The 24,115-nt window shown below is 60.2% G+C and carries 21 protein-coding genes, 1 tRNA gene and 1 pseudogene; 14 read left to right on the forward strand and 9 right to left on the reverse strand.

Annotation, left to right across the window (positions count from 1 at the left end; all coding sequences use genetic code 11):
• Nucleotide 1: 1 nt before the first annotated feature.
• Entirely contained in the window at nucleotides 2–1,246 is a 1,245-nt protein-coding gene (rnd, locus tag KVF90_RS10080; RefSeq protein ID WP_264391453.1) for a ribonuclease D, read from the reverse strand.
• Between the two features lie 188 nt (nucleotides 1,247–1,434).
• Here rnd and aspS point away from each other — a divergent pair, with 188 nt between their 5' ends.
• From aspS to KVF90_RS10115, 7 genes are all read left to right on the forward strand, one after another.
• Nucleotides 1,435–3,225 carry an aspartate--tRNA ligase gene (gene aspS, locus KVF90_RS10085; protein WP_264391454.1) on the forward strand — a complete coding sequence of 597 codons (1,791 nt, stop codon included), beginning with the start codon at nucleotides 1,435–1,437 and terminating at the stop codon, nucleotides 3,223–3,225.
• A 101-nt stretch (nucleotides 3,226–3,326) separates the two neighbouring features.
• Nucleotides 3,327–4,319 (forward strand): tetratricopeptide repeat protein, encoded by a 993-nt coding sequence (locus KVF90_RS10090; protein ID WP_264391455.1) that lies wholly within the window; start codon nucleotides 3,327–3,329, stop codon nucleotides 4,317–4,319.
• A gap of 82 nt (nucleotides 4,320–4,401) precedes the next feature.
• Nucleotides 4,402–4,638, forward strand: coding sequence for an acyl carrier protein (locus KVF90_RS10095; RefSeq protein WP_017666217.1), 237 nt, complete (start codon nucleotides 4,402–4,404; stop codon nucleotides 4,636–4,638).
• A 161-nt stretch (nucleotides 4,639–4,799) separates the two neighbouring features.
• Nucleotides 4,800–6,059, forward strand: coding sequence for a beta-ketoacyl-ACP synthase II (fabF, locus tag KVF90_RS10100; protein WP_264391456.1), 1,260 nt, complete (start codon nucleotides 4,800–4,802; stop codon nucleotides 6,057–6,059).
• Between the two features lie 4 nt (nucleotides 6,060–6,063).
• A complete protein-coding gene (gene mltG, locus KVF90_RS10105; RefSeq protein ID WP_264391457.1) occupies nucleotides 6,064–7,029 on the forward strand; it encodes an endolytic transglycosylase MltG in 966 nt (321 codons plus the stop codon).
• A gap of 22 nt (nucleotides 7,030–7,051) precedes the next feature.
• Nucleotides 7,052–7,582, forward strand: a complete 531-nt coding sequence (locus KVF90_RS10110; protein ID WP_264391458.1) for a 2'-5' RNA ligase family protein — start codon at nucleotides 7,052–7,054, stop codon at nucleotides 7,580–7,582.
• Between the two features lie 113 nt (nucleotides 7,583–7,695).
• Nucleotides 7,696–7,772 (forward strand) — tRNA-Met (locus KVF90_RS10115).
• Nucleotides 7,773–7,906: 134 nt separating this feature from the next.
• On the opposite strand, the gene KVF90_RS10120 is transcribed toward KVF90_RS10115, so the two are convergent.
• The 5 genes and pseudogenes from KVF90_RS10120 to KVF90_RS10140 form a co-directional block, all read right to left on the reverse strand.
• A complete protein-coding gene (locus KVF90_RS10120) occupies nucleotides 7,907–8,299 on the reverse strand; it encodes a response regulator (protein ID WP_264391459.1) in 393 nt (130 codons plus the stop codon).
• 38 nt (nucleotides 8,300–8,337) lie between these two features.
• On the reverse strand, nucleotides 8,338–9,495 hold the full coding sequence (locus KVF90_RS10125) for a sensor histidine kinase (RefSeq protein WP_264391460.1): 1,158 nt from the start codon (nucleotides 9,493–9,495) through the stop codon (nucleotides 8,338–8,340).
• 810 nt (nucleotides 9,496–10,305) lie between these two features.
• Nucleotides 10,306–10,803 (reverse strand): annotated as a pseudogene (locus KVF90_RS17430) (hypothetical protein); the annotation flags it as partial.
• A gap of 66 nt (nucleotides 10,804–10,869) precedes the next feature.
• Nucleotides 10,870–13,914 (reverse strand): S8 family peptidase, encoded by a 3,045-nt coding sequence (locus tag KVF90_RS10135; RefSeq protein WP_264391462.1) that lies wholly within the window; start codon nucleotides 13,912–13,914, stop codon nucleotides 10,870–10,872.
• Nucleotides 13,915–14,027: 113 nt separating this feature from the next.
• Nucleotides 14,028–15,323 carry an EAL domain-containing protein gene (locus KVF90_RS10140; RefSeq protein ID WP_264391463.1) on the reverse strand — a complete coding sequence of 432 codons (1,296 nt, stop codon included), beginning with the start codon at nucleotides 15,321–15,323 and terminating at the stop codon, nucleotides 14,028–14,030.
• Nucleotides 15,324–15,652: 329 nt separating this feature from the next.
• Between KVF90_RS10140 and KVF90_RS10145 the strand changes: the two genes are divergently transcribed.
• The gene (locus KVF90_RS10145) at nucleotides 15,653–16,120 is read left to right on the forward strand and encodes a DUF4189 domain-containing protein (RefSeq protein WP_264391464.1); all 468 of its coding nucleotides are present in this window, start codon (nucleotides 15,653–15,655) and stop codon (nucleotides 16,118–16,120) included.
• Nucleotides 16,121–16,238: 118 nt separating this feature from the next.
• Nucleotides 16,239–17,015, forward strand: coding sequence for an ankyrin repeat domain-containing protein (locus KVF90_RS10150; RefSeq protein ID WP_264391465.1), 777 nt, complete (start codon nucleotides 16,239–16,241; stop codon nucleotides 17,013–17,015).
• 282 nt (nucleotides 17,016–17,297) lie between these two features.
• Here the strand turns inward: KVF90_RS10150 and KVF90_RS10155 are convergent, their stop codons facing one another.
• From KVF90_RS10155 to KVF90_RS10165, 3 genes are all read right to left on the reverse strand, one after another.
• Nucleotides 17,298–18,467: a hypothetical protein gene (locus tag KVF90_RS10155; protein ID WP_264391466.1), complete on the reverse strand. Its 1,170-nt coding sequence runs from the start codon at nucleotides 18,465–18,467 to the stop codon at nucleotides 17,298–17,300.
• A 1-nt stretch (nucleotide 18,468) separates the two neighbouring features.
• Nucleotides 18,469–19,053 (reverse strand): hypothetical protein, encoded by a 585-nt coding sequence (locus tag KVF90_RS10160; RefSeq protein ID WP_264391467.1) that lies wholly within the window; start codon nucleotides 19,051–19,053, stop codon nucleotides 18,469–18,471.
• A gap of 532 nt (nucleotides 19,054–19,585) precedes the next feature.
• Nucleotides 19,586–20,344 (reverse strand): LytTR family DNA-binding domain-containing protein, encoded by a 759-nt coding sequence (locus KVF90_RS10165; protein ID WP_264394474.1) that lies wholly within the window; start codon nucleotides 20,342–20,344, stop codon nucleotides 19,586–19,588.
• Between the two features lie 114 nt (nucleotides 20,345–20,458).
• Here KVF90_RS10165 and KVF90_RS10170 point away from each other — a divergent pair, with 114 nt between their 5' ends.
• The 5 genes from KVF90_RS10170 to KVF90_RS10190 all read left to right on the forward strand — a co-directional run bounded on the left by KVF90_RS10170 (nucleotide 20,459) and on the right by KVF90_RS10190 (nucleotide 24,002).
• Nucleotides 20,459–21,472: an alpha/beta hydrolase gene (locus KVF90_RS10170; RefSeq protein ID WP_264391468.1), complete on the forward strand. Its 1,014-nt coding sequence runs from the start codon at nucleotides 20,459–20,461 to the stop codon at nucleotides 21,470–21,472.
• A gap of 10 nt (nucleotides 21,473–21,482) precedes the next feature.
• Nucleotides 21,483–21,707 carry a LuxR C-terminal-related transcriptional regulator gene (locus tag KVF90_RS10175; protein WP_264391469.1) on the forward strand — a complete coding sequence of 75 codons (225 nt, stop codon included), beginning with the start codon at nucleotides 21,483–21,485 and terminating at the stop codon, nucleotides 21,705–21,707.
• Between the two features lie 198 nt (nucleotides 21,708–21,905).
• On the forward strand, nucleotides 21,906–22,394 hold the full coding sequence (locus KVF90_RS10180; RefSeq protein WP_264391470.1) for a DoxX family protein: 489 nt from the start codon (nucleotides 21,906–21,908) through the stop codon (nucleotides 22,392–22,394).
• Complete coding sequence (locus KVF90_RS10185) at nucleotides 22,391–22,903, forward strand: hypothetical protein (protein ID WP_264391471.1); 513 nt, start codon at nucleotides 22,391–22,393, stop codon at nucleotides 22,901–22,903. Before KVF90_RS10180 ends, KVF90_RS10185 begins: the two co-directional genes overlap by 4 nt.
• Nucleotides 22,842–24,002: a hypothetical protein gene (locus KVF90_RS10190; protein ID WP_264391472.1), complete on the forward strand. Its 1,161-nt coding sequence runs from the start codon at nucleotides 22,842–22,844 to the stop codon at nucleotides 24,000–24,002. Before KVF90_RS10185 ends, KVF90_RS10190 begins: the two co-directional genes overlap by 62 nt.
• The last annotated feature ends 113 nt before the right edge of the window (nucleotides 24,003–24,115 follow it).

Consider the following 24,115-nt stretch of genomic DNA (forward strand, 5'->3'; position numbering starts at 1 on the left):
CTTACTCCGCCGCCAGCGTGTCAGGATCGGTGTCGGGCTCGGGCTCGGGCTCAGGCTGAAGCGCTGCCTCGACCACCACCACATCGTCGATATGGGTCATCTTGAGCTTGCCGCGCTCCACCGCGAAAGCGAGCTTGCCTTCGACCAGATCGAGCGCGTCCTTGCCGAACACTTCGTAGCGCCAGCCTTGCAGCACGGGGAGATCGCGCACGCCCGCGGCCAGCGCCTCCATCTCGTCAGCGCGGGTCAGCAGGCGCGGGGCGACGTCGATCTCGCGGGCGCGGATCTTGAGCAGCAGTTTGAGCAGGTCCGCCACCAGCGCGCCTTCCTTGCCCAGCGGAGCGCCCTGCTTGATCTTCTCGGGCATCTCGTCCTTGGGCAGCGGCTCGGCATCGGCGAGCACCTTCATCAGCCGCTTGCCGATGTCATTGTCCTTCCACGCCGGGCTCAGCCCGCGCACCTTGGCAAGATCGCCCTGCGTTTTGGGCGGGTGGCTGGCGACATCGGCCAGCGTTTCGTCACGCATGATCCGGCCGCGCGGGATATTCTTGTGCTGCGCCTCGCTCTCGCGCCACGCGGCGAGCGCCTTCATCCGGCCCAAAACCTGCGGATTGCGCCCCGGCTGGCGGATGCGCTTCCATGCGACACCCGGATCGGTGAGATAGTTGGATGGATCGGCGAGCTTTTCCATCTCCGCGTCCAGCCACACGCCGCGCCCGGTCTTGATCAACTTTTTCAGAATGCGCGGGAAGATCGTGGCGAGGTGGGTGACGTCGCCGATCGCATATTCGATCTGCCGCTCGGTCAGCGGGCGGCGGCTCCAGTCAGTGAAGCGCGCGCCCTTGTCGATGGTCAGGCCCATCCATGTTTCGACCAGATTGGCATAACCGATCTGTTCGGACTGGCTGATCGCCATCATCGCGATCTGCGTGTCGAAGATCGGATGCGGGGTGCGCTGCGTCAGGTTGACGATAATCTCGACATCCTGCCCGCCAGCATGGAAGACTTTGAGCACGTCTTCATTGTCGCACATCAGATCGAGCAGCGGCTTGAGGTCGATCCCCGGCGCCATCGGATCAATTGCGGCAGCTTCTTCCGTATTGGCGATCTGCACCAGGCACAGTTCCGGCCAATAGGTGTTCTCGCGCATGAATTCGGTATCGACCGCCACAAATTCGGACTTGGCGAGGCGGGTGCAGAGGTCGGAGAGAGCCTCGGTCGTGGTAATCAGCGGATGGATTTTCATGTCATCTTTTCGCGGTTAGCGGGCGGAGTGCCGCCCTCGGGATTGATCCCAGTTTGCCCTGACGCCTTACCAAGCGTAGCTTGACAAAGTGCAAGGCTTGCCCTGTTAGCGCGCCGACGGCGGGCGAGCCCGCAAACACCGCGCGTGCGCGCCCTAGCGTCATAGCCGCGAACAGGACAAGAGTTTAGATGCACCCCTACCGCACGCACACTTGCGCACAGCTTTCTTCCGCCAATGTGGGCGAGACCGTCCGCCTGTCGGGCTGGGTTCACCGCAAGCGCGATTTCGGCGGCTTGCTGTTCGTCGATCTGCGCGATCACTATGGGATCACCCAGATTGTCGCCGATGCGGATTCGCCCGCGCTGGCTGTGCTGGACCGGCTGCGGGTGGAATCAGTCATCACCATCGAAGGCGAGGTCAAGGCGCGCTCTGCCGATACCGTGAACCCGCGCATTGCCACAGGCGAGGTGGAGGTGTTTGCGCGGGCCATTACCGTGCTCAGCACCGCTGAAGAGCTGCCGCTGCCGGTCGCCGACGAGCAGCCTTACCCCGAGGACGTACGCCTGAAGTACCGCTTCCTCGATCTGCGCCGCGAAACGCTGCACAAGAACATCATGACCCGCGTGGCGGTCATCGCCGATATGCGCGCACGGATGGGCGCAGTGGGCTTCAATGAATTCTCGACCCCGATCCTCACGGCGTCCTCGCCCGAAGGCGCGCGCGATTTCCTCGTGCCGAGCCGTATCCATGCGGGCAAGTTCTACGCGCTGCCGCAGGCGCCGCAGCAGTACAAGCAGCTGCTGATGGTCGCCGGTTTCGACCGCTATTTCCAGATCGCGCCCTGCTTCCGCGACGAAGATCCGCGCGCTGACCGTCTGCCGGGTGAGTTCTACCAGCTCGATCTCGAAATGAGCTTCGTCACCCAGGAAGAAATCTGGGAGACGATGGAGCCGGTCATCCAGGGCACCTTCGCCGCCTTTGCGGGTGACAAGGCCGTAACGCCGGCGGGCGAGTTCCCGCGCATTCCTTACGATGAGGCGATCCTCAAGTATGGCAGCGACAAGCCCGACCTGCGCAACCCGCTGATCATCAGCGATGTCTCGGCGCACTTCACGCAAAGCGGTTTCGGCCTTTTCGAGAAAATCGTCGGCGGCGGCGGTGTGGTGCGCGTGATCCCCGCGCCTGCCACCCACGAAAAGAGCCGCAAGTTCTTCGACGACATGAACGATTGGGCGCGCAAGGAAGGCTATGCGGGCCTCGGCTACGTGACCCGCAAGGGCGGCGAGTTCGGCGGGCCGATCGCCAAGAACCACGGGCCGGAACGCATGGCCGAACTCTATGCCGAGCTTGGCCTTGGCGAGAATGACGGGTTGTTCTTCGCCGCCGGCAAGGAAGCTGACGCCGCCAAGCTGGCAGGGGCCGCACGCACCCGCGTGGGCGAGGAACTGGGCCTGATCGACGAGAACGCCTTTGCGCTCGCCTGGATCGTCGATTTCCCGTTCTACGAATGGAACGAAGACGAGAAGAAGGTCGATTTCAGCCACAACCCCTTCTCGATGCCGCAGGGCGGGATTGATGCGCTGAACGGGCAGGACCCGCTGACGATCAAGGCCTATCAGTACGACCTCGTCTGCAACGGCTTCGAAATCGCCTCGGGCTCGATCCGCAACCATATGCCCGAAACGATGGTGAAGGCCTTCGAACTGGTCGGCCTTTCCAAGGCGGATGTGGAAGAACGCTTCGGCGGGATGTACCGCGCCTTCCAGTACGGCGCGCCGCCGCATGGCGGGATGGCCGCGGGCGTCGACCGGATCGTGATGCTGCTGTGCGGGGCCAAGAACCTGCGCGAAATCTCGCTCTTCCCGATGAACCAGCGCGCCGAGGACCTGCTGATGGGCGCACCAAGCCCGGCCGAACCGCGTGCCTTGCGCGAACTCCACATGCGCGTGGTCGAGCCGCCGGTTAAGCCCACCGCCTGACCTCGTACCGGTTCGACTTTGCCCGTTGAGCTGACAGGCAAAGGCTGCGAAAAAGCGCAGGCCCGCCGCTGCGGCGCGGATGGCATCAGGGGGTATGGGGCATGAGGCTTGGGCTGATCGTTGGTTTCGTTTCAGCCGCGCTGTGCGGGGTCGGGCTCTCGGACGTCCGGGCGGAGACCCTGCCGGTTGAAGGCATCTATGCCGCCGGAACCGATGCGCCGTCCCGCGCACAATCCATCGCAATTTCAGGCTTTGGCGGGCGCGAAGGCGAACGCGTCGCCTTTGCCATCGATACCGCGCTGCGCAACGCCATCATCGAAGGGCGGCCCTATTTCGATGTAACCTTCAGCGAGCCGCAGTTCGGTGAAAGTTACCGCTATGATCGCGGCGCCGATCCGGTTGCGCGGCGAGGCGGGGCCGACGCGGTGATGCGCGGTATCGCCGAAGTGGAGGTGGATGACGTCGATTCCGGCACCAAGGAAGTCGAGGAATGCACCAAGCGCGATGATCGCGACAAATGCATCGAGAGGACCAAGGTCCCTTACCCCTGCCGCACCCGCACGGTCGAACTGCGGCCTGAAGTCCGGCTGGTGGGGCGCGAGGGCGATCTGCTCTACGCGATGGGCGATACGCTCGTCGCGGAACGGCGCTTCTGCAAGGACGAGAAAGGCACGCCTCCGGTCGACATGATGGTGCAGGATCTCGCCAACGGCTTTGCCGCCGCGGTGCGCAGTGATCTGGCGCCGGTCTTCCTTGTGCAGGATATCCGTGTGCTCGAAAACCGCGACGGGATCGCCAAAGCCGACCACGCCGCCTTCCGCGCGGCGATCCGCCAGACCAAGGACGATATCGAAGGCGCCTGCCGCGCCTTTGCCGCGCTGGAGGCTTCGAACCCTCGCGCACTCTCGGTCCTGTTCAACATCGGCCTGTGCCACGAAAGCGCGGGCGAGCTTGAGGCAGCGACACGGCAGTACGAAGCGGCGCTGGCCATCAAGCGGGGCAAGATCGAACCGCGCGAAGGGCTGGACCGGATCGCATCACGCTTCCGGGCCGAACAGCAGCTTATCCTGCATGAGGGTTCCGGGCGACCCTGATCACTAAGCCCACTTGCACATCCCCGCGCCGTTCATTAGGGCGGGAGCGAGTTATCCTAACCCCAGTTCAAGAGGGAATACCATGAGCGATACTGCCGACCGGGTGGCCAAGATTGTCGTCGAGCACCTCGGCGTTGAGGCCGATAAGGTCACTCAGGATGCGAGCTTCATCGATGATCTCGGTGCGGACAGCCTCGACATCGTCGAGCTGGTGATGGCCTTCGAAGAGGAATTCGGCGTCGAAATCCCTGACGATGCGGCCGAGAAGATCACCACCGTCGGTGACGCCACCAAGTACATCGAAGAACACAAGGGCTAAGTCCCTCGGGCAACGCCCCGGTGTCCGCGACTGCCAGCTGCCTGCCCTTTCGGGGCAGGGTGCGGCAATACTCTGGCAGGTTAATTGCCGGGGCGCGGACCAGGGCCTAAACAGGCTCAGCCCTCAACGGGTTGGGCCTGTTGCTTTATCGGAGAACGCGAATGCGCCGTGTGGTTGTAACCGGGCTTGGCCTCGTCACCCCGCTTGGGGCCGATGTCGAGACGACGTGGGCAAACCTGATCGCAGGCGAAAGCGGGGCGGGGCAGATCACCCGTTTCGATGCCTCGAACCAGAAGTGCACCATCGCCTGCGAGGTGAAGGACAAGGATCACCCCTGGGGCTTCGATCCTGACAAGCGCGTGGATCACAAGGTCCAGCGCCAGGTCGATCCTTTCATCATCTACGGCATCGACGCTGCCGGGCAGGCGCTGGAGGATGCCGGCCTGACCGACATGACCCAGGCCGAGAAGGAGCGCACCGGTTGCTCGATCGGATCGGGTATCGGCGGGCTTCCGGGCATCGAGATCGAGAGCGTCAACCTCCACGAACGCGGCCCCGGCCGGGTCTCGCCGCACTTCGTCCACGGACGCCTCATCAACCTCATCACCGGTCAGGTGCAGATCAAGTACGGCTTCATGGGCCCGAACCATGCGGTCGTCACTGCCTGCTCCACCGGCGCGCACTCGATCGGTGACGCAGCGCGGATGATCATGGCCGACGATGCCGACATCATGCTGGCGGGCGGTGCGGAAAGCACCATCAACCCGCTCGGCATCGCCGGTTTCGCACAGGCGCGCGCGCTCAACATGAGCATGAACGACCGCCCGACCGAAGCGAGCCGTCCCTATGACAAGAACCGCGATGGCTTCGTCATGGGCGAAGGCGCGGGCGTCATCGTGCTCGAAGAATACGAGCGCGCAAAGGCACGCGGCGCCAAGATCTATGCCGAAGTGACCGGCTACGGCCTGTCGGGCGATGCCTATCACGTCACCGCCCCGCACCCCGAGGGCAAGGGCGCGGAACTCGCGATGCGGATGGCGCTGAAGAAGGCTGGCCTCGGCCCGGGCGATATCGACTACATCAACGCCCACGGCACCTCGACCATGGCCGACACGATCGAACTCGCCGCGATCAAGCGCGTGCTGGGCGATGATCTGGGCGGCGCGTCCATGTCCTCCACCAAGAGCGCCATCGGCCACCTGCTGGGCGGCGCGGGCGCGGTCGAAGCGATCTTCTGCATCCTCGCGATGCGTGACGGGATCGTTCCGCCGACGCTGAACCTGCATGATCCGGACGAAGGCACCGAAGGCATCGACCTCGTGCCGCTCGTGGCGAAGAAGCGCGAAGTGCGCGCCGTGCTGAACAACTCGTTCGGCTTCGGCGGCACCAACGCCTCGATCATCATGCAGAAGGTCGACTGACACCGTGAAGGCCGCGCGCAATCTTGTGCTGATTGTGCTCGGCCTGGCGGTGGCCGGGCTGGTGCTGGCATCGACCTTCCTCGGTTCGGCAACGATCGGGAAGGATACCAGCTTCACCATCCCCGCAGGCGCTTCGGTCGCATCCGTGGCCGACAAGCTTGAGGCCGAGGGGCTGATCTCCTCCGCCTCAGGCTTCGTGCTGCAGGCGCGGATTTTCGGATCAGACACCCCGATCCAGGCAGGCGAGTTCCTGCTCAAGCCTGACATGAGCCAGGGCGATATCCTCGCCGCATTCCAGTCTGGCGATGTGATCCGCCGCTTTGTGACCATCCCCGAAGGCATGCCCTCGGTGCTGGTGTGGGAACGGCTGATGGGCGAAGAGCTGTTGACCGGCGAGGTTGCGGTGCCGCCCGAAGGCTCGATCCTGCCCGATACCTATGCCTTCGAACGCGGCCAGTCGCGCAAGAGCATCGTCGAGCAGATGCAGGCAGCTATGGACAAGGCGCTCGCCGAGGAGTGGGCCAAGCGCCGCCCCGGTATCGCCGTGGACACCATGCGCGACGCGCTGATCCTCGCCTCGATTGTCGAGAAGGAAACCGGCAAACCCGATGAACGCCGGATGGTGGCCGGGCTCTATTCCAACCGCGTGAAGACCGGGATGATGCTTCAGGCCGATCCGACGATCATCTACCCGATCACCAAGGGTAAGCCACTGGGCCGCCGCATCCGCCAGTCGGAGATTGCCGCGGTCAACGGCTACAACACCTACACCCGCGTCGGCCTGCCCGAAGGGCCGATCACCAACCCGGGCCGCGACAGCATCGCTGCGGTGTTGAACCCCGAGAATACGGCTGCGCTGTTCATGGTCGCGGACGGCACCGGCGGGCACTGGTTCGCCAACACGCTCGCCGAGCACAATGCCAATGTCGCCAAGTGGTACGCGATCCGCAAAGAACGCGGCGAGATGTAGGCGAGGGCGGCCGCGCAGCACCATGGCCGATCCATTCATCCTTACAGCCGCGCTGCCGCCCGATCTGGCAGGCTTCGCCGAAGGGCTGCGCCGCGCGCATTACCCGGCAGAGAGGAACCACCTTCACGCCCACGTGACGCTGTTCCATTCCTTCGCCCCTTCGCTGCTGGAGGAGCTGCGCGATTTCCTCCCCAAACTCGCCGCGGAATTTGCGGCACCCGAAGGCGCGGTGAAGGGGGTGATGGATCTGGGCAAGGGGACGGCCATCGCGCTGGAGGCGCCGCAGCTGCTCAGCCTGAGGGCGCTGATCGCGGAGCATTTCCACGGCAGCCTGACCACGCAGGACCTTTACGAACCGCGTCCGCACATCACCATCCAGAACAAGGTGACTAAGGACGAGGCGAGGGCGCTTCAGGCAAGCCTCGCGCCCCAGCTGGCGGTGTGGGCGGCAAAGGGGCGTTTCGTGTTCCCCGCGCTGGAGCTGTGGCACTATCGCGGCGGGCCATGGGAGCAGGTCAAGACCTGCGCTTTCCGCGGGCGCGAGCCTCTCTAGCACCCGCGCGCAACGGGGCTTGACCCCGCGCGCGACCCGCCCTAGATGCGCGCCTCGCCCGGGCCGACACCCGCAGGCGAATCCGGCCCGAAACCCGCGCCGGATGCCCATGGGGCGGAGTAGCTCAGCCGGTTAGAGCAGCGGAATCATAATCCGCGTGTCGGGGGTTCGAGTCCCTCCTCCGCTACCAAAGGCCTTTCCGGAAGCTTCCAGATGCTTCCGCATTTATCCGAAAATCGTTGGAAAAGTAGAGGTTTGCGGGTGATTCGCGTCCGCATGCGCGCTATTCGCGGCTGCGCCCCCTTTCGGGGCGTCGCACGCCGCTTAATCTAGCATCAGATCATCGCCGGAACTCGCCGCTGCTACCCGTCCGATCGCGTCAATCAGGGCGTTCAGCGCTACCGGCTTTTGAAGCACATCATTGGCGCCCGCATCGTGGCACCGCTCTTTGAGGTCCGCAGCCATATCCGCTGTCACGACAATCACCGGCGTATCACAAACGGGTGCTGCCATTGCTCGCAAGCGGCGGATCGCGGTCAACCCGTCGATCCCCGGCATCCGCAAATCCATCAGGACAAGATCAAACGCGGATTGCCCGATCATCGCAAGACCGGTCTCACCGTCCTCGGCTTCGGCCATGTCAATGTCGATGACCCGGAGCATATCCCGCACCACCCTGCGATTGAGCGCATCGTCTTCGACAAATATCACGCGCATCAATCAATCGCCCCAAACGTATCGGCCAGATTCGTAGATCATGCGACCTGCGATTGAAACCCCGCCGGCGCCGCCGAAGATTTGATCGCCTCGATAAGATGCGCAGCCTTGAGGGGCTTTTGCAGCAGGACGTCCGGACCAGCGGCCTGCGCAGCCGAGAGAGGCAAGCCATCGTCCGGCCCCAGCAACACGATAACATGCGCCTGATGCTCGCGCGCCAAGCCCATGAACCCGTTAAAGGCCGCCTGCGTGTCAGCTTCACCCGCGAATGACGACGTGTCTACGACGAGTTGGCCCGCTTGCCCCGATCGCAAAAGTTGCTCCGCATCCCGCAGCCCGGTTGTCCCGATCAAGGCGGCGCAATGCGGTTGGATAACGGCCTTGATCTTCGCGAGGCGCAACTCGTTGCTGTCGATAATGACCGTCAGGCGGGGCAGGGCGGCCACATTGTCCACTTCGGGAGATGTCGCAGGCTTCTCAATGCCGGAAGAAGCAGCCTCGGCCTGATCAGCCGCAATGGGCAGGGTCAGGCGAAAGACCGAACCGCGCCCCACTGTGCTCGTCACGCTGATCTGCCCCCCCAGCGCCGTCATGATGTTGCGGCAAATGGCCAGACCCAACCCCGCACCGCCAAAGTCGCGCGACATTCCGTTATCGACCTGATGAAAGGCTTCAAACACGGTTTCCAGCTGATCCTTCGGGATACCGACGCCGGTATCCTCCACGGTGATCTCGATCATCTGCGCATCGTTCTGGTTGGCGGTAACGGTAATGCGGCCTGCTGGGGTAAACTTGATGGCATTGGCAAGCAGGTTGAAGAGCACCTGACGGATGCGGCCTGCATCTGTGGTTATGACCGGTAGTGGTGCGGTCTCGACGAACGAAATGCCGATGCCCTTCGCACTCGCCTCTGCCTGCCAGAACTGGACGCTGTCCTTCAGGATGGATCGCAGATCAGCAGGCCCGGTGGTAATCGTGATCCCGCCGTTTTCCATCTTGGCGACATCGAGCAGGTCGTCGACCAGCGATTGCATCGTTTGCCCGGCCCCCAACACCAAGCTGACCCGTTCGCGTGTCTGCGCATCAAGCCCCTGATCGGCGAGCAGCACCTGGGTCATGCCCATGATCCCGTTCAGGGGGGTGCGGATTTCATGGCTGGTCATGGCGAGGAAGTCGGTCTTGGCCTTGAGCGCCATTTCAAGCTTGCTGTTGACCTCGGTCAGAACCGTGTTGGCAGCCCGAACTTCGTTCCGGCTCCGCCTGATCGACACCAAAGCTGCCCCGGCTACGATGATCAGAATAAGCGCTGCCGCCAACAGGCCCTGCACGATAACGGTCTTTTGCTGTGCGATTTCGAAATCCCGCTCGAGCTGGCCCTGCTTGAGCTGCGCAATCCGGGCCTTCTGGTTGGCCGAATTGAACTGCGCGCCGAGCAGTTGCGAACTCGCGGTCGAAATCAGGTCACGTGCTTCGCTATCGAGCCTCTGGAAGGCCAGGATGTGCGGCAAGGCCTTGGCCGGTTGCTCGTTTCGGGCGTAGAGATCGGCCGCGAGCTTGTGGAACTCCCGGTAAGTCAGATCAGTCTGATCAAGGTCGGTATCCTCGAACAGGCGCTGTATGAGCGTTATGGCGAGGCGATCATTGCCGCGCTTTGCTGCAATTGCGGCCTGAACGCCGTAAACGAAGGGAAGCCAGTCGCGGGCCTCTCCTTTTGCACCAAGGCGTTCGGCCTTCAGAGCGTTATCAGCAGCCTCATCGAGTTTGCCGAGCTCGATCTGGACAAGGGCCAGATTGGTGAGGATGCGCATCTCGAGCAGCGGGCTTTCGAGTTCGCGGGCATTTATCAAGGCGGCGCCAAAGGCCTTTTCAGCTTCCGCACCCCGGCCAAGATTGCGATAGGCTTCCCCGCGATTATTATTCGTTGCCAGCTTGAAGCCAGGGTCATCCTGATAAATTTCCTGAGCTTCTTCAGTATAGGCGATTTCGCGTTCGTAATCGCCTGCCTCGCCGTAGATCGTGCCGACATCATGCAGCGCAATCGCCTGAGCACGCTTATCGCCGAGCTGTTTGTAGATCTGGTGTGCTTCCAGATAGAAACGCAGCGCATCAGAGGCCTTGCCGTTAATGGCAGCGATTGCCCCCTTGGAACGCACCAGATCGCCATGGAGCTTCGAGCTTGGCGCTGCGACCGTCACCAGGGCCAGCGCTTCATCAACCTGCCCGGCAGCATCGCTCAACCGGTTCAATCCGATATTGGCTTCGATCCGCAGCCAGAGCGCTGTGGCTTTCGCCACCCCCCGCTTGTCTTCCGGAAGCTTTTCGGCCTGAGCCAGCGCACGATCAACGATCGCCAGCGCCTGCTGCGGGTCGCTCATCATTGCGGCTTTTGCCGCTTCTACTGATTGGTTGAATCGCGCGGCGTCACCATTGGCGGCGGTTGCCGGAACCGGCATGACAGCCGCCAGCACGAGCGCAACCAATCCGGCAAAAGCAGTCCGCAACATGCGGGTAGTTTAGCCTGAATTGGTAAACAGACTGGCTACCCGCGGCAGCGCGCCCGGTTCACTCGATCAGAAGGCGAGGCTGACCCGGCCGCCCAAGGTCCAGCGCGCAATGTCCTGCCGCACGTCGCGCAGCTCATAGCTGCTGAACATCGCAATCTGGCCGCTGCCCTTCATGATCGGGGCGCCATAATGCGCCTCGGCGCGGAACCGGCGCGTCTCCGGCTGAGCAATGTCGGCCCGCTGGGTAATGATGCCGCGCTCCCCGGTTTCGCGGTTCACAACGCCGACCGACTGGAATTCGAGCACGCCCCGTTCAACCTGCAAAGGCTGAGCGATCGAGAACCGCAGATTATCCTGTGAACCTAGCAGCTTCTGTTTGGCAAAGCCGGCCTGCCATGCGGTGCTGGTGACATTTTCCAACCGCAAGCTCGCATTTCCGCCAGTCTGGCTGCGTGCAACCGTCGCTGAACCGAACAGCTGGAAGGTATCGCCAATCAGTGTGTCAGCCGACAGGGTGGCGCTGCGAGACACGCCGCCGCCACCAAAGTCCTCACGCACCAGCGAGCGGACGCCGAGCAGGGCGTTCTGTTCATCAAGCTGGGTCAGCGAGAGGCCGATATTGGTCCCGGCGCCCATCGCATAATCAACCCGCACATTGGTGGCCGACGCGGCATAATCGCCCAGCATACGCTGCTGTTCGATGAGCTCGGCCGACTGCCGCATGAAGCCGAACTCGGCGTCAATATCGCGGAATTCTTCAGCAAAACCAACGCCGATGGTCAGGTTTCGAGCCAGCTTGAACCGCGCCGCCATGTGCGATTGGCCGGAGGCAAAGCCGAGCAGCGGATCATTGCCGCCCGTCAGCGGATCGAAGTCAGACGCAAGCTGCATCGCGCCATTACCTGCAAGCGCCACGGCACTTTCGCCAAAGCCGAAAGCAAAGGAAACCTTGTCGTCGGGGGCGGCAACGCGGATGCTGGAATTCATCCGGGTGTTGAAGCCGAAGCGGGTGTCCACCGTGCGGAAACCACCGCGCATGGCAACCGACCAGGTGCCTCCTACCCCACCGATGTTCACAGACGGGGTGTCAGTCAGGCTGACGAACTTTCCGCCGCTTGCGCTCCCCCCGTTCGAGGCCCACGCCATGAACAGATCGAACATGTGCTTCTGGAACATCCGCCCATCGACGCTGCCGCCAAACAGGCGGCTCGACAGCGGAATCAGGAAGTCGCGTTCGGCGCTGTCGATCTTTTCAAACGCGCTGAAATAGAGGTTCTGGCTTGACCAGATCGGGTTGATCCCGCTGGATTGCAGCGTGGTGGCGCTGATTTCGGTCAACTGCCCTTGGTCGACGAGGTAATATTTCAGCTGGCTGAAATCGAGTGCCGACTGCGCCGCTGCGATATCAAGCAGCCCATGGCCGTAAATCGGATCAACTCCGGGCGCCCCCAGATCCTGGGCACTCTCCAGAATGATCTTGGCCACATCGCGCGGATATTGCTTCAGCCACGGCCAGCGATCGTGGATCAGCGCGATGGCGCCAGACACCAGCGGTGCGGCAAATGACGTGCCCGACATCCGGGTCACGCCGCCATTGCCGTCAGACACCAGCAGCAGTTCACCCGGGGCCACCAGGAAGCGGTTCATAAGCAGACCGCTTTCCTTGAGGTAATCGGCGGTCTTGAAATAGGGGTCGTCCGCATTCCACGCGGAGGTATTCTTGCAGACCCCGCCATCGGTGATGCAAGCGGTGCCCGGACGGTTGGAAAAGGCTGAGATCTGGCCGAACGGATCGACCGAGCCGACAATCAGGAAGGTGCTGTCGAGTGCGCCATTCATCTCGATATTGGCGCGTTGGGTGGACCCGTCGTTGCCCGCAGCAATGACGTAGATCGTGTTGTCCTTGAAACCGTCAATCTCGGACCGTCTGAACACATCGCGCCATTCGGCCGGAAGCGTAAAGCCCGGCACACCGAGCGAAAGGTTGATGACCGACGCGCCGCGTTGGCCAACCTCGGCGATGCCGCGCGTCACATCTCGCCAACTGGCGGTGAAGGTGTGATCGAAGGGATTGAACGCGGCAATCTGCGCACGCGGCGCGATACCCATGACGCCGCGCCCGTCGTGCGATGCCACGATCAGGCTGCCAACCGCTGCGCCGTGCGCGTTATCGACGTTCTGATAACCGCCCGAGTAAATGACCTTTGATCTCACGTCGGGATCATTGGCGGCAAAGAAATCGATCAGCCCGATAACCGCCTTGCTGCCACCGCCCTGTACTTGGGTCAGCGACGGGGTCCAGCGCACCGCGTTCATCCAGTGATCGTATCGGTCCATGCCCGAGAAGTTCATGACCGTGTCGTACCAGTCGAGCAGGAACATACTGCGGTCGAAGGCATCAAGGCCCGCCAGCGTACTGGCATTGGCCAGGTTGACCTTCCACTTGGCGAGAAACGGGTTGGCGACCTGCGTGGTGAAGTCTTTGCCCGTTTGCGCGGTAACCTCGTCTTCCCATTGCTGTTTGGATACCGCGAGAAGCTCGTTCAGCTTTGCGGTGACGTCGGTATAGTTGCCGCTTGCCTTTGCTGCCGCCCAGCTGGCGATGATCGCTTCGCTGGCGGGCAGGAAGCTTTCGGTAAAACTGCTGATTTGCGTGATTTTAGGGTCAAGCTCTCCGGTCGTCGGGGTCAGATCACCCCAGAAGATCCGGATGCGTCCTTTGTAAGGGTCAATATCGTTCTCGAAAATCCGGATACGGCCCTTTGAAGGGTCGATGGGCCCCGCAAGACTGGCGATGTGCCCGATGTGCGGGCCAAGGTCGTCCGTGAAGATGCGAATCCGGCCCTTGAGCGGGTTGAGCCCGCCCGCTGCCGACGCATTCTGGCCATAGGATGCCAAAGGACCGCCCATCGCCACAATCGGCCGCGCCTCAGCGACTGCCGCAAAAACAGCCTCTGAAACATCGGCATCCAGCGGATTTTCTTCCACCGGAATTGGTGCCTGATCCGACGGCAGCGATGCATTCTGAGCCAACGCAGGCTGGGCCACAGCGAGAGACGCCGCCAGCGCAAGCGCGCTTCCGAAGATCATCGTGTGGCTCAGCGTGCGCATTAATTGCCCCTGGTTTCAGCCTACGGCTTTAAAACTCAGGCAATGAAACCATTGCAAAGAGACGGGCTTAACTTTTGCCCGCCCATCGCAATGAAGATTTCGTTAAAAACGATCTATTGCGCTGCATTCAGGACGTTTTCCTGCTCGCCGACTGCCTCGAAGCTGTGCAGAAAATCTATTAACTTCGAAGGATCGAGCGGGTGGGATACAAGGTAGCCTTGTGCCATATCGCAGCCCATGATCTTGAGCAGCGCCATGCTCAGCTGGTCGTCCACCCCTTCAGCTGTCACTCGCATATCAAGCGCATGAGCAAGGTCGATGGTCGCGCGGGTAATCAGGGGATTGCGGTGGCTGCTGCTCAATTCGGCAATGAACGCCCGGTCGATCTTGAGTTCGCTGGCGGGCAATCGCTGCAAGTATTCGAGCGAGGAGAGACCGGCGCCGAAATCATCGATGGCAATCGCAATCCCGGCTTTCGCAAATGTGTCGAGGTTGCTGATCGCAATCTCCGGATCGGCGATGACTGCGGTCTCGGTAATCTCAATTCCAATTTGCGCTGATGTCCGTGACACCAGTTTCAGCAGATCGTCAGCGAAGCCGACATCCGCGAGGAGCGAACCCGAGACATTGATAAAGACCAGCAAGGAGTGCCCAACGGCGAGGAACTGCTCGTTGTCAGCAATTGCCTTCGCTGCTGTCCAGCGGGTCAACTCTCTGATTGTTCCGGTTTGTTCGCAAAGACCGATAAGCTCGCCAATGTTGACCTGTTGCCCATCCGGACGATTCCAACGCAAGAGCGCCTCTGCCGAACATATCGTGCCGCTCCGCAAATCAAGCTTGGGCTGATAGGCGAGCGTAACCTCTCCGTTCGTCAATCCGGCCTGAAGACCTCGTAAAAGCTCAAGCCGAACAGAGGGGCTGTCAGTCGGGCTTTCTGACCGGCTTTCTCCCTGGATTGCCGGGCGCGCCGCATTCTGGGGATCACCGCTGCCATCGAGGATCGCAGCGCGAACCGTGCAATTGAACATCGCGCCCGCAACCTGCGTCGGTTCAGCAAGAACCGCTTTTGCGGCACTGATCTGCGCAGTCAGGCCAGCAGCCTGGTCGACGGCAAATGACGCCGTGATCGAACTGCTCCCGATCTCGGGAGGCTTGGCAAGCGTTCCCAGCTTCGACAGCTTGCGCGCCAACGTAGCCAGCAGCGCCGTTGCTGTTTCCGATCCAAGCAAGTGCTTGATCGCCTGTATTTCTGCCAGCTCAAACTTGACGACGGCAAGGCCGCCATCGGTTGCGTTCGTGGACTGTACGGGATGCGGCGATGATCGGGCGGCTCTCGACCTTACAAATAGCGTGCAGACGACAGCGGCAAAGACTGCAATCGCCGCCACCACGGCATAAATGTCTGACAAAGCTGGTTCCACCGCCTTGGGTTAACCAGAACGCATAAAGATCGCGTAAATTGAAGGCCGGAACCCGCAGGTCCGGGTAAGACGGCTTCAACATCGCCTGGCAGCGTTTCCAGCTTCGCAGGACCTTGCCAAATTGCAGTTGCGCGGCTTGCGGCCGGTCACGAGAACAGACAGCGCCTGATTCCGCAGTCGCTTTTCGCGCGATCGAGTAGGAAGCGGATCACCCTGATTCGGCTGGCGTGGTAACCTGTACCGGTATTCCAGCAGCTATTGCGCCCGTCCGCCGACTTCTGGACAAGCCGAGCATGCGGCTTTGCGTCTTCCTGCTTATGCTTATCCTGTTCGGCACTTCAGCGCAGGCGCAATGCCGCACGGGATCAGGGCCTGATTTTGGCGATGGCATCCCTTACTGTTCGCAACTTCCTGCGCCACCCGCACCTTCCCCAGCGCCAGCACCTGAGCTGCGGCCTCAATGGCTTGATTTCGCTGCTGCTGTCGCCTGGGCCGATAGCGATGACGGAAGCCAGTTTGTCGGGGTGGAAAAACAGATCGACGAGCAATCCGCACGTGATGCCGCATTGAAGAAATGCAGGAAAGCGGGCTGGGAGAATTGTGAAATCGCCACATCAGTTGTGAATGCAGTGATCGCGATCGGACGCGACAGCAATGGATCCCTTCGCACCAGAACCGCCGCGACGCTCGAAGAAGCGCGCGATGGACTTATGGCAAAATGCCGGGAGGTAGGGGTCACCTGCAAGATACTGGCGGTTTATGACGGAACACCGGAGTATTTCTGAGTGGCTGCTCGAGCAGATTTGAGGCTGAGCGTTGCAGCAGTGCCTGCAAAAATGGCGGGCTCAGGTCGTTCCTTCAGGCGGCCCCTTGCTCGACGTTCGCCGAAGAAGGGATAGAGTTGTGATTGGCCGACATTCTCTTGCTGTAATCTTTGCGGTCCTTGCCGCCATCGCGGTCGCATCGCCCGTCGATGCGAGGCGGCACAATAATCCGGTATTCGACCAAGACGCTTTGGCCGTGTTGCGCGCGGCAGAATCAGGCGATTGGGATGAGCTGAACAAGCTACTTCCGCCATGCTCAAAGCTGCTGTCGTCGACGGCGGATACCGGCATGACCATGCTGCAATGGACGCTTGCCAACAATAATGAAAAGGCGTTCCGGCTGTTACTTCGCGCGGGCGCGAAGCCCGATCAGCCGGGACTTGATGGAGACACGGTCATTCACGACGCGGCGGGCCACCGCAATCCGAAATGGCTGAAGCTTTTGCTGGAAAACGGCGCAAGTCCCAACGTTGGCAATAGTGCGAATGGGGCAACGCCGCTTGTACGTGCTTTGATTGCTGAACGCGACGAGCAGTTTGAAATGTTGCTGAAGGCGGGAACCAACCCCAATCTTGCCGATGCAACCGGCAACACACCGTTGCATGTCGCAGCCCAGATAAACAAGCCGTGGCATGTCTATATGCTTCTGACAAACCGCGCAGATCCCGCCGATCCGTTTCTGCGGAACGCGCAAGGGCAGACGTTCCAGCGCTATCTCTTCATGACCGAGGATGGGCTATTGAACAAACGCACACGCGAAGGGCGGCGGCTCGTGCTCGATTATCTCTCGATCAAGGACATACCTATCGAACCCGGCGCACCACCACATCACCAGCCGGAATTCAAACAACCATGATAATCCAAGGCGCCATTCGGCCCCATTAGGAAATCGCCACGGCAGGGGCGATGTTGTCTGCCATCATCCTACCGGTCGGCATCCCGGTCCCTGTGGCGGCGCAGCAGCAAGTGATTAACGTGCCACCGAGACACGGGCAAGGGCGTGCTCCTCTCCTCTATGAGGGTTACCGAGCACGCCGTGATTGCCGAACAAAGCGAAGCACGCGCACGGCAATCCGTAACCGAGCAATGCCAGCGGGGGAAGCTGACCTGCACCGTGATTGACGTGCTCGATGCGCGGCTACCGCACCGATTGTCCCAGCGTTGTGAGTTTGCAGTTGGTGCCGCTGCGGATTTTGTAATCGATCAGTCTGTAACCTGGCTTGCTACCGCCCGGCTTCAGGAACAGCGTCATTGCACATGCGCTCAGTTCGCCTTCTTGGGCTTGCATCTGATCCACGCCGATCTGCTTGCCGTTTGCGTCCAGAACCGGCACCTCAAAAACCCTTATTTGCCGAGTGTCATTCTCGGTAAAATAGCTCAGCGCACGGGTTCCGCCGAGATCGCTGCTGCTGCTGGGTGGACCCCAGAAGCCTGCAATTTCCTCCTCGGTCCAGCCGACCATGTTCAGAAACACCTTTTGATGCCAGCTGTCGTTCTTCCTGAACGTCTTGTTCGCCTCCGTGATGAATGCGCGCTCGGCGTCCATATTGCCGATGTCCGTTTGCCACACGTCAGCTTTGCCGGCCAATAGCGCCAATTCGGCATCCATCTTGGCTTTCTCCGCCTGGATTTCCTCAGGCGTTTTGCTGGTCGTATACTGAGGACGCGTGCCGCTTTTCCACAAATTCTGCCATGTGAAATTGGGCAAAGCAGTGCCGTACTCGACGGCCTCAAACTTGCCGGCAAAGATCATGCCCAAGTCGGTCAGCGGCTTCATTTTTTCGATATTATCAAACGACTTGCTTTCTTGAGCAGTCTTGATGGCCTTGGCAACATTGTCGAAATCACATGCGGCGGTGTAAACACGGCCCAGCCAGTTATCGGGGATCTGCATCCACGCATCGGAATTGACGGTTTCCACGGTATCGTTGCGATACACCGCAGTTGCGCGCGCAAACTGGACTTCCTTCTGGCGGCACCGGACATTGAGCGAATAGAATATGCTGTCAGGCTCTCCAGCATTCTCCAGCACCTGAACGACCCAGACGTTGGTATACTGGCGGTCTTGGAGATATTGCAGCCCGTTGCCGCCCTTGACCGCCTCCTTGGGGTCGTAAGTGCTCAAATCCGTCTGCGTAACCATTAGGTCGATGGCCAGATAATGGGCAGTGCGATTGGGAGCCTTTCCTTCCTGCGCGATGAGCAACCAGGGTGTTGGCTCTGCCTGAACTGCAGGAGCCATAAGAAGGGCCGCCGCGGCAGCCAAGGCGCTGCAAATCAGCCGGATTTTGTTGAGAGCATGCGTCATGTCAGCCCACCTTCCCGGCCAGGCAGGCCCGCATCTGATCGCGCGCGGCATGGCCGTCTTTCCACGCAAGACTGAAAACGTGCTTCTTGTCGATGGTCACACGCACCCCTTCAGTATCCTGCATAACGTCAAGACCGGCCTCGACACTCGGAAGCGAAAAAAGAACCATCGCTGTCGCCTCGCCTGGCTCTTCGCCTTGGATCGTCAGCAAGTTGGCGGTGACCGTTCGATCGGGTTCCCCGTCGGTCGACAGCGTAACCTTCTTGGGTGTGGGTGTGTCGACCTGGGGAACCGAGTCCCCGCTGACGAGGAAGAATGCCTCGTTCCAATCCGCTGTCGGTCCGACATAGGCCATCGCTTGCCCACCGGTGCCGGAATAATAGGTTATAGAACAACCCTTGCCAGCCACCTGGCCGTTGTGCGCCAGCTTCCATTCGGACTTGAGCTGGGTCGTATCGAGATTGATCTTATCATCGCGCGCCTCCAAGGCACCCGCCAACTGCCTCTCCAGCGCCGTTTGTGCCGATGCGCTGCCGGCTGATCCCAACAGCAACGCGCCACACATGATTTTCAGATTTTTGGTCATTCTTGGCCCCACAAAGCATTGTTCTCTAGACGGCTGCCACGCACATGGCGAAAACTTACGGGAGCAATGCCGCCGTTTGACTATCTATTGGCTGAATAGAACCCGATGGTGAGCCGACTAAATTGTACCGGGACCTTTTTTCGGCTGCCAGTCCCGCTGCTCGTTCCAGTAACTCGCGCCATGGCCTGCTGTCCTGCTTGGCTTGCCAATCCTCCATCAACGTGCGCGGCGCCCTTGCGCATTTCGGGTGTCTTGTTCCGGCTATCGGAAAGAGCGCATTGAAATGTCGAAAAAATTCTTACCCGTCGGTCCTGAATATGGCGCTGGGGGCGGGCGCTGTATGAGGCGCAATTGATCGAGACCCGAGCAATGGAAGAGGCTCACGCCGCACTCCAAACGCGTGCGTGCCTCACGACTACGGCCGGGCCGTCTGATCACGCTGATTGGAACGATTTCGGCAGTTAAGGGCTATGTGGCACGATGTCGTTTTGGCTGTCATGATCGCCCGCACTGCTCGATGTGAGACACAGCCTCACCGCCCTTCGAACCAATCCTGAAACTCTTTGGATCGGTGGCGACTGATAGGCAGGCAAAGCCCTGTGACGAGTTCGACTTTACCTTTGCGAACCGATTTCACACCGTGCCTTGCAACCCAGTGCGAACGGTGGATCTGAAAGCCATCGGACAATAGCTGTGTTGCCGCAGCCAAAGTCATATGGATCAAGGCTTCGCCCATTGCGGTGTGGACGCGCAGATAATGATCCTCGGATGAAAGCGCCAGAACCCGCGCCGATCGTAGCGCTAGGGGAAGGCGCTCATTGAACTTTGTTTCAGGCACCGGAACTGTCGGCTCGTTCCCGGCAAGCCGCCCCTCTCCAATACGCCGCCACGACGCCAGCATGCTTAGCGCCCGAAACATCAGCCCGATCAGCAAATTCTGCCAGAGCAAATGCACCGGATTGATGTGCGCGATAACATTCGGCGCAAGATAACTCAGGCTGGCGTAAACGAAGGCTGCGCCCGGAACGACCAGCGCCAAGTCAACCAGCAAGGCTGCCCAAAGCGGCCAATATCCCTGAAAGAAGTGCCTAGCGACCAGATAGCTCACGACCAGAATGGTCGTTCCGATCACGCTTACGCACAGCACGAAATGGAGAATTCTCTGCCAGAACCCCATATCGACATATGTGGCAAACGGCCCGGCCAGTCCGATGACAAATCCCGCGACGGGCAAAGATAGCAGAGCCTGCCAACGCAGCAGCGGAGCCGATCGCGACCTGAACTGGAGCATCAAGGTAGAGTTTCCACTGGCGAAAGAAATCGACCATTCGCGAAATGCCTGAAGACCTAAAGCTGCGCCGCGGCATACGCAAGGCCATCCCATGAACCTTGCCAGGAATTGATAATGCTCTCGAAGTATCTGATGCGCGGTGCCATTTCCGCACCCTTCCTTGTCGCTGGTGCGATGGGCGGCATTCTGATGTTGACCGCTCCAAAGGCACCGCCACCAATCGCCGCCATCCAAGGCGCGAGTGATTTTATGAGCGCTTTTGCTCAGGCACAGCCGCCAGCAAGTTATATGACGGCCCGCGATGGCGCCAAGCTGTCGTACCGGCTCTATCCCGGAAAAGCCGGCGCGGGCGTTGTTGTCGCCGTTCACGGATCGTCCGGTACCACAGTGGCCATGCATGGTATCGCAGAAGCAATATCCGCCGAGGGCCCGGCAGTTTATTCAATCGACTTGCGCGGACACGGCTACAGCGAAGGACCAGACGGACGCTTAGGCGATGTGGCATATCGCGGTCAGTACGAAGATGACCTCGCCGACATCGCCAAATTCGTCTCGATAGCGCATCCAACGGAGAATAAACTGCTGCTGGGCCACTCGACTGGAGGAGCGGTTATTCTGAGGACAGCGAGCATTCAGGCCTATGCTGACAACTATGACGCCTATCTTGCGCTGTCACCATTCATTGCCCCTGGCTCGGCAATGGACCGCCCCAATCAGGGGGGGTGGACCTCGGTCAGCGTGCCGCGCATCGTTGTGCTCAGCATCTTGAACGGGTTTGGCATTTCCGCGCTCGATCACATGACTGTACTGGAAATGGCCGTGCCGGATGGCACCAAGGACCGGCGCCCCGGAAGCTACAGCCATGCCTTGCTGGCTTCGGCAAATCTACCGCGCGAATGGGAGCCCGCAATCCGCGCAATTCAGAGGCCGACACAAGTGCTGATCGGTGAGAAGGACGAGTTGTTTTTTGCAAAAGCCTACCCGTCAGAATTGGGGCGCGCCAATCCGAAGATAAAGGTCACGCTACTCCCCAACGTCGGCCATATGGCAATGGTTTACCAAGATGATGCGCTGAAAGCTGTGACAGGGAAGGTCCGGGAAATGCTTCGGCCGGTCGGACAGAATTAAGGCGCCTTCGATGCGACGCTCCACATTGACGCAGCGGCAGGCCGAAATCGCATCGCTTTTGCATCAGAAGCTATCCAACAAGATGATCGCGAGCGAACTCGGCATTTCGCATTTTACGGTTCGCAATCATATCACTATCCTGATGCTGCTGCTGAATGTCGATGCGCGTAGTCGGATTCCCGAGCGAGCCATCGATCTAGGCTTGATCAACCCGCCTCACCCCGAGCCACATTAGCGCAAAGGTGGGAAAGACCATCGCGAGAGACACGTTCCACATTCGCGTGCCGAACTCGACAAACCCGCCTTGTGCTGATCGAAACAGCGTCGTCTGCACGATTTGCCCGGATCGCAGCGCGCGTGGTTGAGCTTTTTCTACACGCAGAAAAGTGCACCGGTACGGAAAAGCGCATTCTTCCTGCTCCAACGACCGCCTATGATCGTGCTCGAATTGGAGGGCTTGTTTGGGCTGGGGGGAAATCCGATGAGCGTGATCCATAAGCTACAGGATTTTCCATTCATCACGTTGCCCGTCGGTCTGCTCCTGCTGCGGACCGTAACAGCGATCTTGTTTGCTGCGCATGCTTTTGTTCGCATCGCCAACGGCTCGATTGCTCAATTCGGGACCTTCATGGAAGCCGTCGGCTTCCGGTTCGGTGTCGCTTGGGTGTGGGCGATCACTATCACAGAGATTGTGGCGGCGTTGCTTTTGATCGCTAACCGTCTCGTGCGCCCGGCAGCTGCGTCGCTACTGGTGATCGCCTTTACAGGCATCATGCTGATCCACCGCAAATTGGGTTGGTTCGTTGGAGAGCATGGTACGGGAGGTGCAGAATATAGCGTGGCGCTCATCTTCATGCTGCTGTTAATCGCAGCAGCCGATCGCGAGGCACAACGACACCGGTCAGGCGGGATCGCTGAATGAACTTCGATGCGTTCAAATCGAAGGCAAAGCTGCTGCGTTTTGCCGCGGTGATCGCAGCCGCCGCATCCACAGCTTCTATTGCGTTAGCGGATAGCACGCCCCCGAGTTTTCCAGTCGCGCTGCACGGTGTGTGGTTCGACGATAACAGGGAAGGCAAAGCGCAATGCCGCGCCCTTAAGAAAGCCGCCAGCGCAGATGATGACGAGGTGTCCCGATTGCTGGTTGGAGGTGTTCTCATCGGCCAATCGATGATCCACGACTATGCTGAATATGGCGAAGGGAATTTCTACGCGCTGCGGGCGCTTGAAAAGTCAGGCAGCAATAGCTGGCGCATTGCCGTTGCCACCGGCATCGACACCTCACCCGAAGCATCGCAATTGGCCGACGATACTTTCACCATGGAGTTGGTCAGGGGGAGGCTCACTATTCGAGCCAAGCCGCACCTTCATGATCTGGCGGATGGCTGGACAGTCAACCACCGGCTGCGGCGCTGTACCAAGTCCTCATGATAAAGCTGTCACGATCTGGAGCGAAATGATGATGCGCATGACATCGGTTGGATATGCGGTCCTTCTCGCACTTGTTGGCATCGCTCCGGCGTCAGCAAACAATGGCGCTGACGCTTCGACGCCGAATGCCGATCAAATCATACTTGAAGAACTACGCTTCACGTTTCCGGGATCGCGCACCTCCCAAAGCCTCCATTGGCGCATAAGCAGTGACGGCAAGGGCGAGATTTCAACCCCGGATTCGGTGGGTTACGAGCCTACCGTCCCGCATATTGCGGCTCCGGTTTACAAGGTTGCACCCGGTGTCCATTCCTTTGACCTTGGCGAGGATGGCTATCGCACGATGCGCGAATTCCTCGCGCTTGTCGTTGACGGTAAGCGCGATCCGAACTCGACTTTTCTGAACGGGAATCTGCGGTGCGCCATCGAGCGGGTTCCGGGCGGCAGTTCTTTGGAGCTCGCCTGGAGCGGCAGGAGTTCGGGGGCCCTAAGTCTCCCCACCGCATGCCTCAATGGGCTCGGCCTGACCTATAAGTCCCAAATGCTGCAGTCATGGCATGTGCTGGCGGAGCAAATGTTCGCGAAAGGTCATCCGGCCATTAGCGTCAAGGATCAGCCGGAGTTGGTTGCTCCAAAAAGGCTGAGCATGACGGAAAAGGTGATCTGGACTCAAAGCGTTACGAGTTGGCAAATTGACGCCAATGGCAAAGGGTGGATCGAGTTTCTGCAAGATGGCAGCATTCAGGGCTTAAAGCCCTTCCAATCATATTATGTCTATGCCGGCCGCTATAACTTCCAGCTTGATCGCCCATTTCACCAGGCGGTTCTGCGCGAACTGGAAACCTATCTGAACGGCTCAGCAAAACCGGGAACGTGCACAGATGAGATAACCATGAGCGATCAGCCGCTGGTCGAGATATCTTGGGTGGATAACAAGCGGACACACAAGACCTATCGCAGCGACCTTGGCTGCCCATCATTCGCTTCCCGCATGCTGAACGTAAGGCGTGTCTTCAACGAGCTGGTTGGGTCGGGGAAAGTCGGTGAAGCAGTGATGCTTGGGTCGGCAACAAAAACCCGCGCTGAAGATGGCTCGTAGCGATCAGAGCATAGCGCTCGAAATCTGGGACAAATCCGTCCCGCCGTGCTGAATTTGTTCTCGATATTGAGCACGGCGCGTTGGAACGCAGGCCCTTCGGCCCGCTTCACGAT

It is taken from the genome of Porphyrobacter sp. ULC335 (genome assembly GCF_025917005.1).
Lineage (GTDB): Bacteria > Pseudomonadota > Alphaproteobacteria > Sphingomonadales > Sphingomonadaceae > Erythrobacter.

Coding starts and splice junctions, on each gene's coding strand:
- KVF90_RS10180 (WP_264391470.1), top strand. CDS start 21,906: ATGATCGTGCTCGAATTGGAGGGCTTGTTTGGGCTGGGGGGAAATCCG.
- KVF90_RS10145 (WP_264391464.1), top strand. CDS start 15,653: ATGCTTATCCTGTTCGGCACTTCAGCGCAGGCGCAATGCCGCACGGGA.
- KVF90_RS10135 (WP_264391462.1), bottom strand. CDS start 13,914: ATGCGCACGCTGAGCCACACGATGATCTTCGGAAGCGCGCTTGCGCTG.
- KVF90_RS10155 (WP_264391466.1), bottom strand. CDS start 18,467: ATGACGCATGCTCTCAACAAAATCCGGCTGATTTGCAGCGCCTTGGCT.
- aspS (WP_264391454.1), top strand. CDS start 1,435: ATGCACCCCTACCGCACGCACACTTGCGCACAGCTTTCTTCCGCCAAT.
- KVF90_RS10165 (WP_264394474.1), bottom strand. CDS start 20,344: ATGCTCCAGTTCAGGTCGCGATCGGCTCCGCTGCTGCGTTGGCAGGCT.
- KVF90_RS10125 (WP_264391460.1), bottom strand. CDS start 9,495: ATGGCGCTCAAGGCCAAGACCGACTTCCTCGCCATGACCAGCCATGAA.
- KVF90_RS10110 (WP_264391458.1), top strand. CDS start 7,052: ATGGCCGATCCATTCATCCTTACAGCCGCGCTGCCGCCCGATCTGGCA.
- KVF90_RS10175 (WP_264391469.1), top strand. CDS start 21,483: ATGCGACGCTCCACATTGACGCAGCGGCAGGCCGAAATCGCATCGCTT.
- KVF90_RS10090 (WP_264391455.1), top strand. CDS start 3,327: ATGAGGCTTGGGCTGATCGTTGGTTTCGTTTCAGCCGCGCTGTGCGGG.
- KVF90_RS10160 (WP_264391467.1), bottom strand. CDS start 19,053: ATGACCAAAAATCTGAAAATCATGTGTGGCGCGTTGCTGTTGGGATCA.
- KVF90_RS10095 (WP_017666217.1), top strand. CDS start 4,402: ATGAGCGATACTGCCGACCGGGTGGCCAAGATTGTCGTCGAGCACCTC.
- rnd (WP_264391453.1), bottom strand. CDS start 1,246: ATGAAAATCCATCCGCTGATTACCACGACCGAGGCTCTCTCCGACCTC.
- KVF90_RS10120 (WP_264391459.1), bottom strand. CDS start 8,299: ATGCGCGTGATATTTGTCGAAGACGATGCGCTCAATCGCAGGGTGGTG.
- KVF90_RS10170 (WP_264391468.1), top strand. CDS start 20,459: ATGCTCTCGAAGTATCTGATGCGCGGTGCCATTTCCGCACCCTTCCTT.
- KVF90_RS10185 (WP_264391471.1), top strand. CDS start 22,391: ATGAACTTCGATGCGTTCAAATCGAAGGCAAAGCTGCTGCGTTTTGCC.
- fabF (WP_264391456.1), top strand. CDS start 4,800: ATGCGCCGTGTGGTTGTAACCGGGCTTGGCCTCGTCACCCCGCTTGGG.
- KVF90_RS10190 (WP_264391472.1), top strand. CDS start 22,842: ATGATCTGGCGGATGGCTGGACAGTCAACCACCGGCTGCGGCGCTGTA.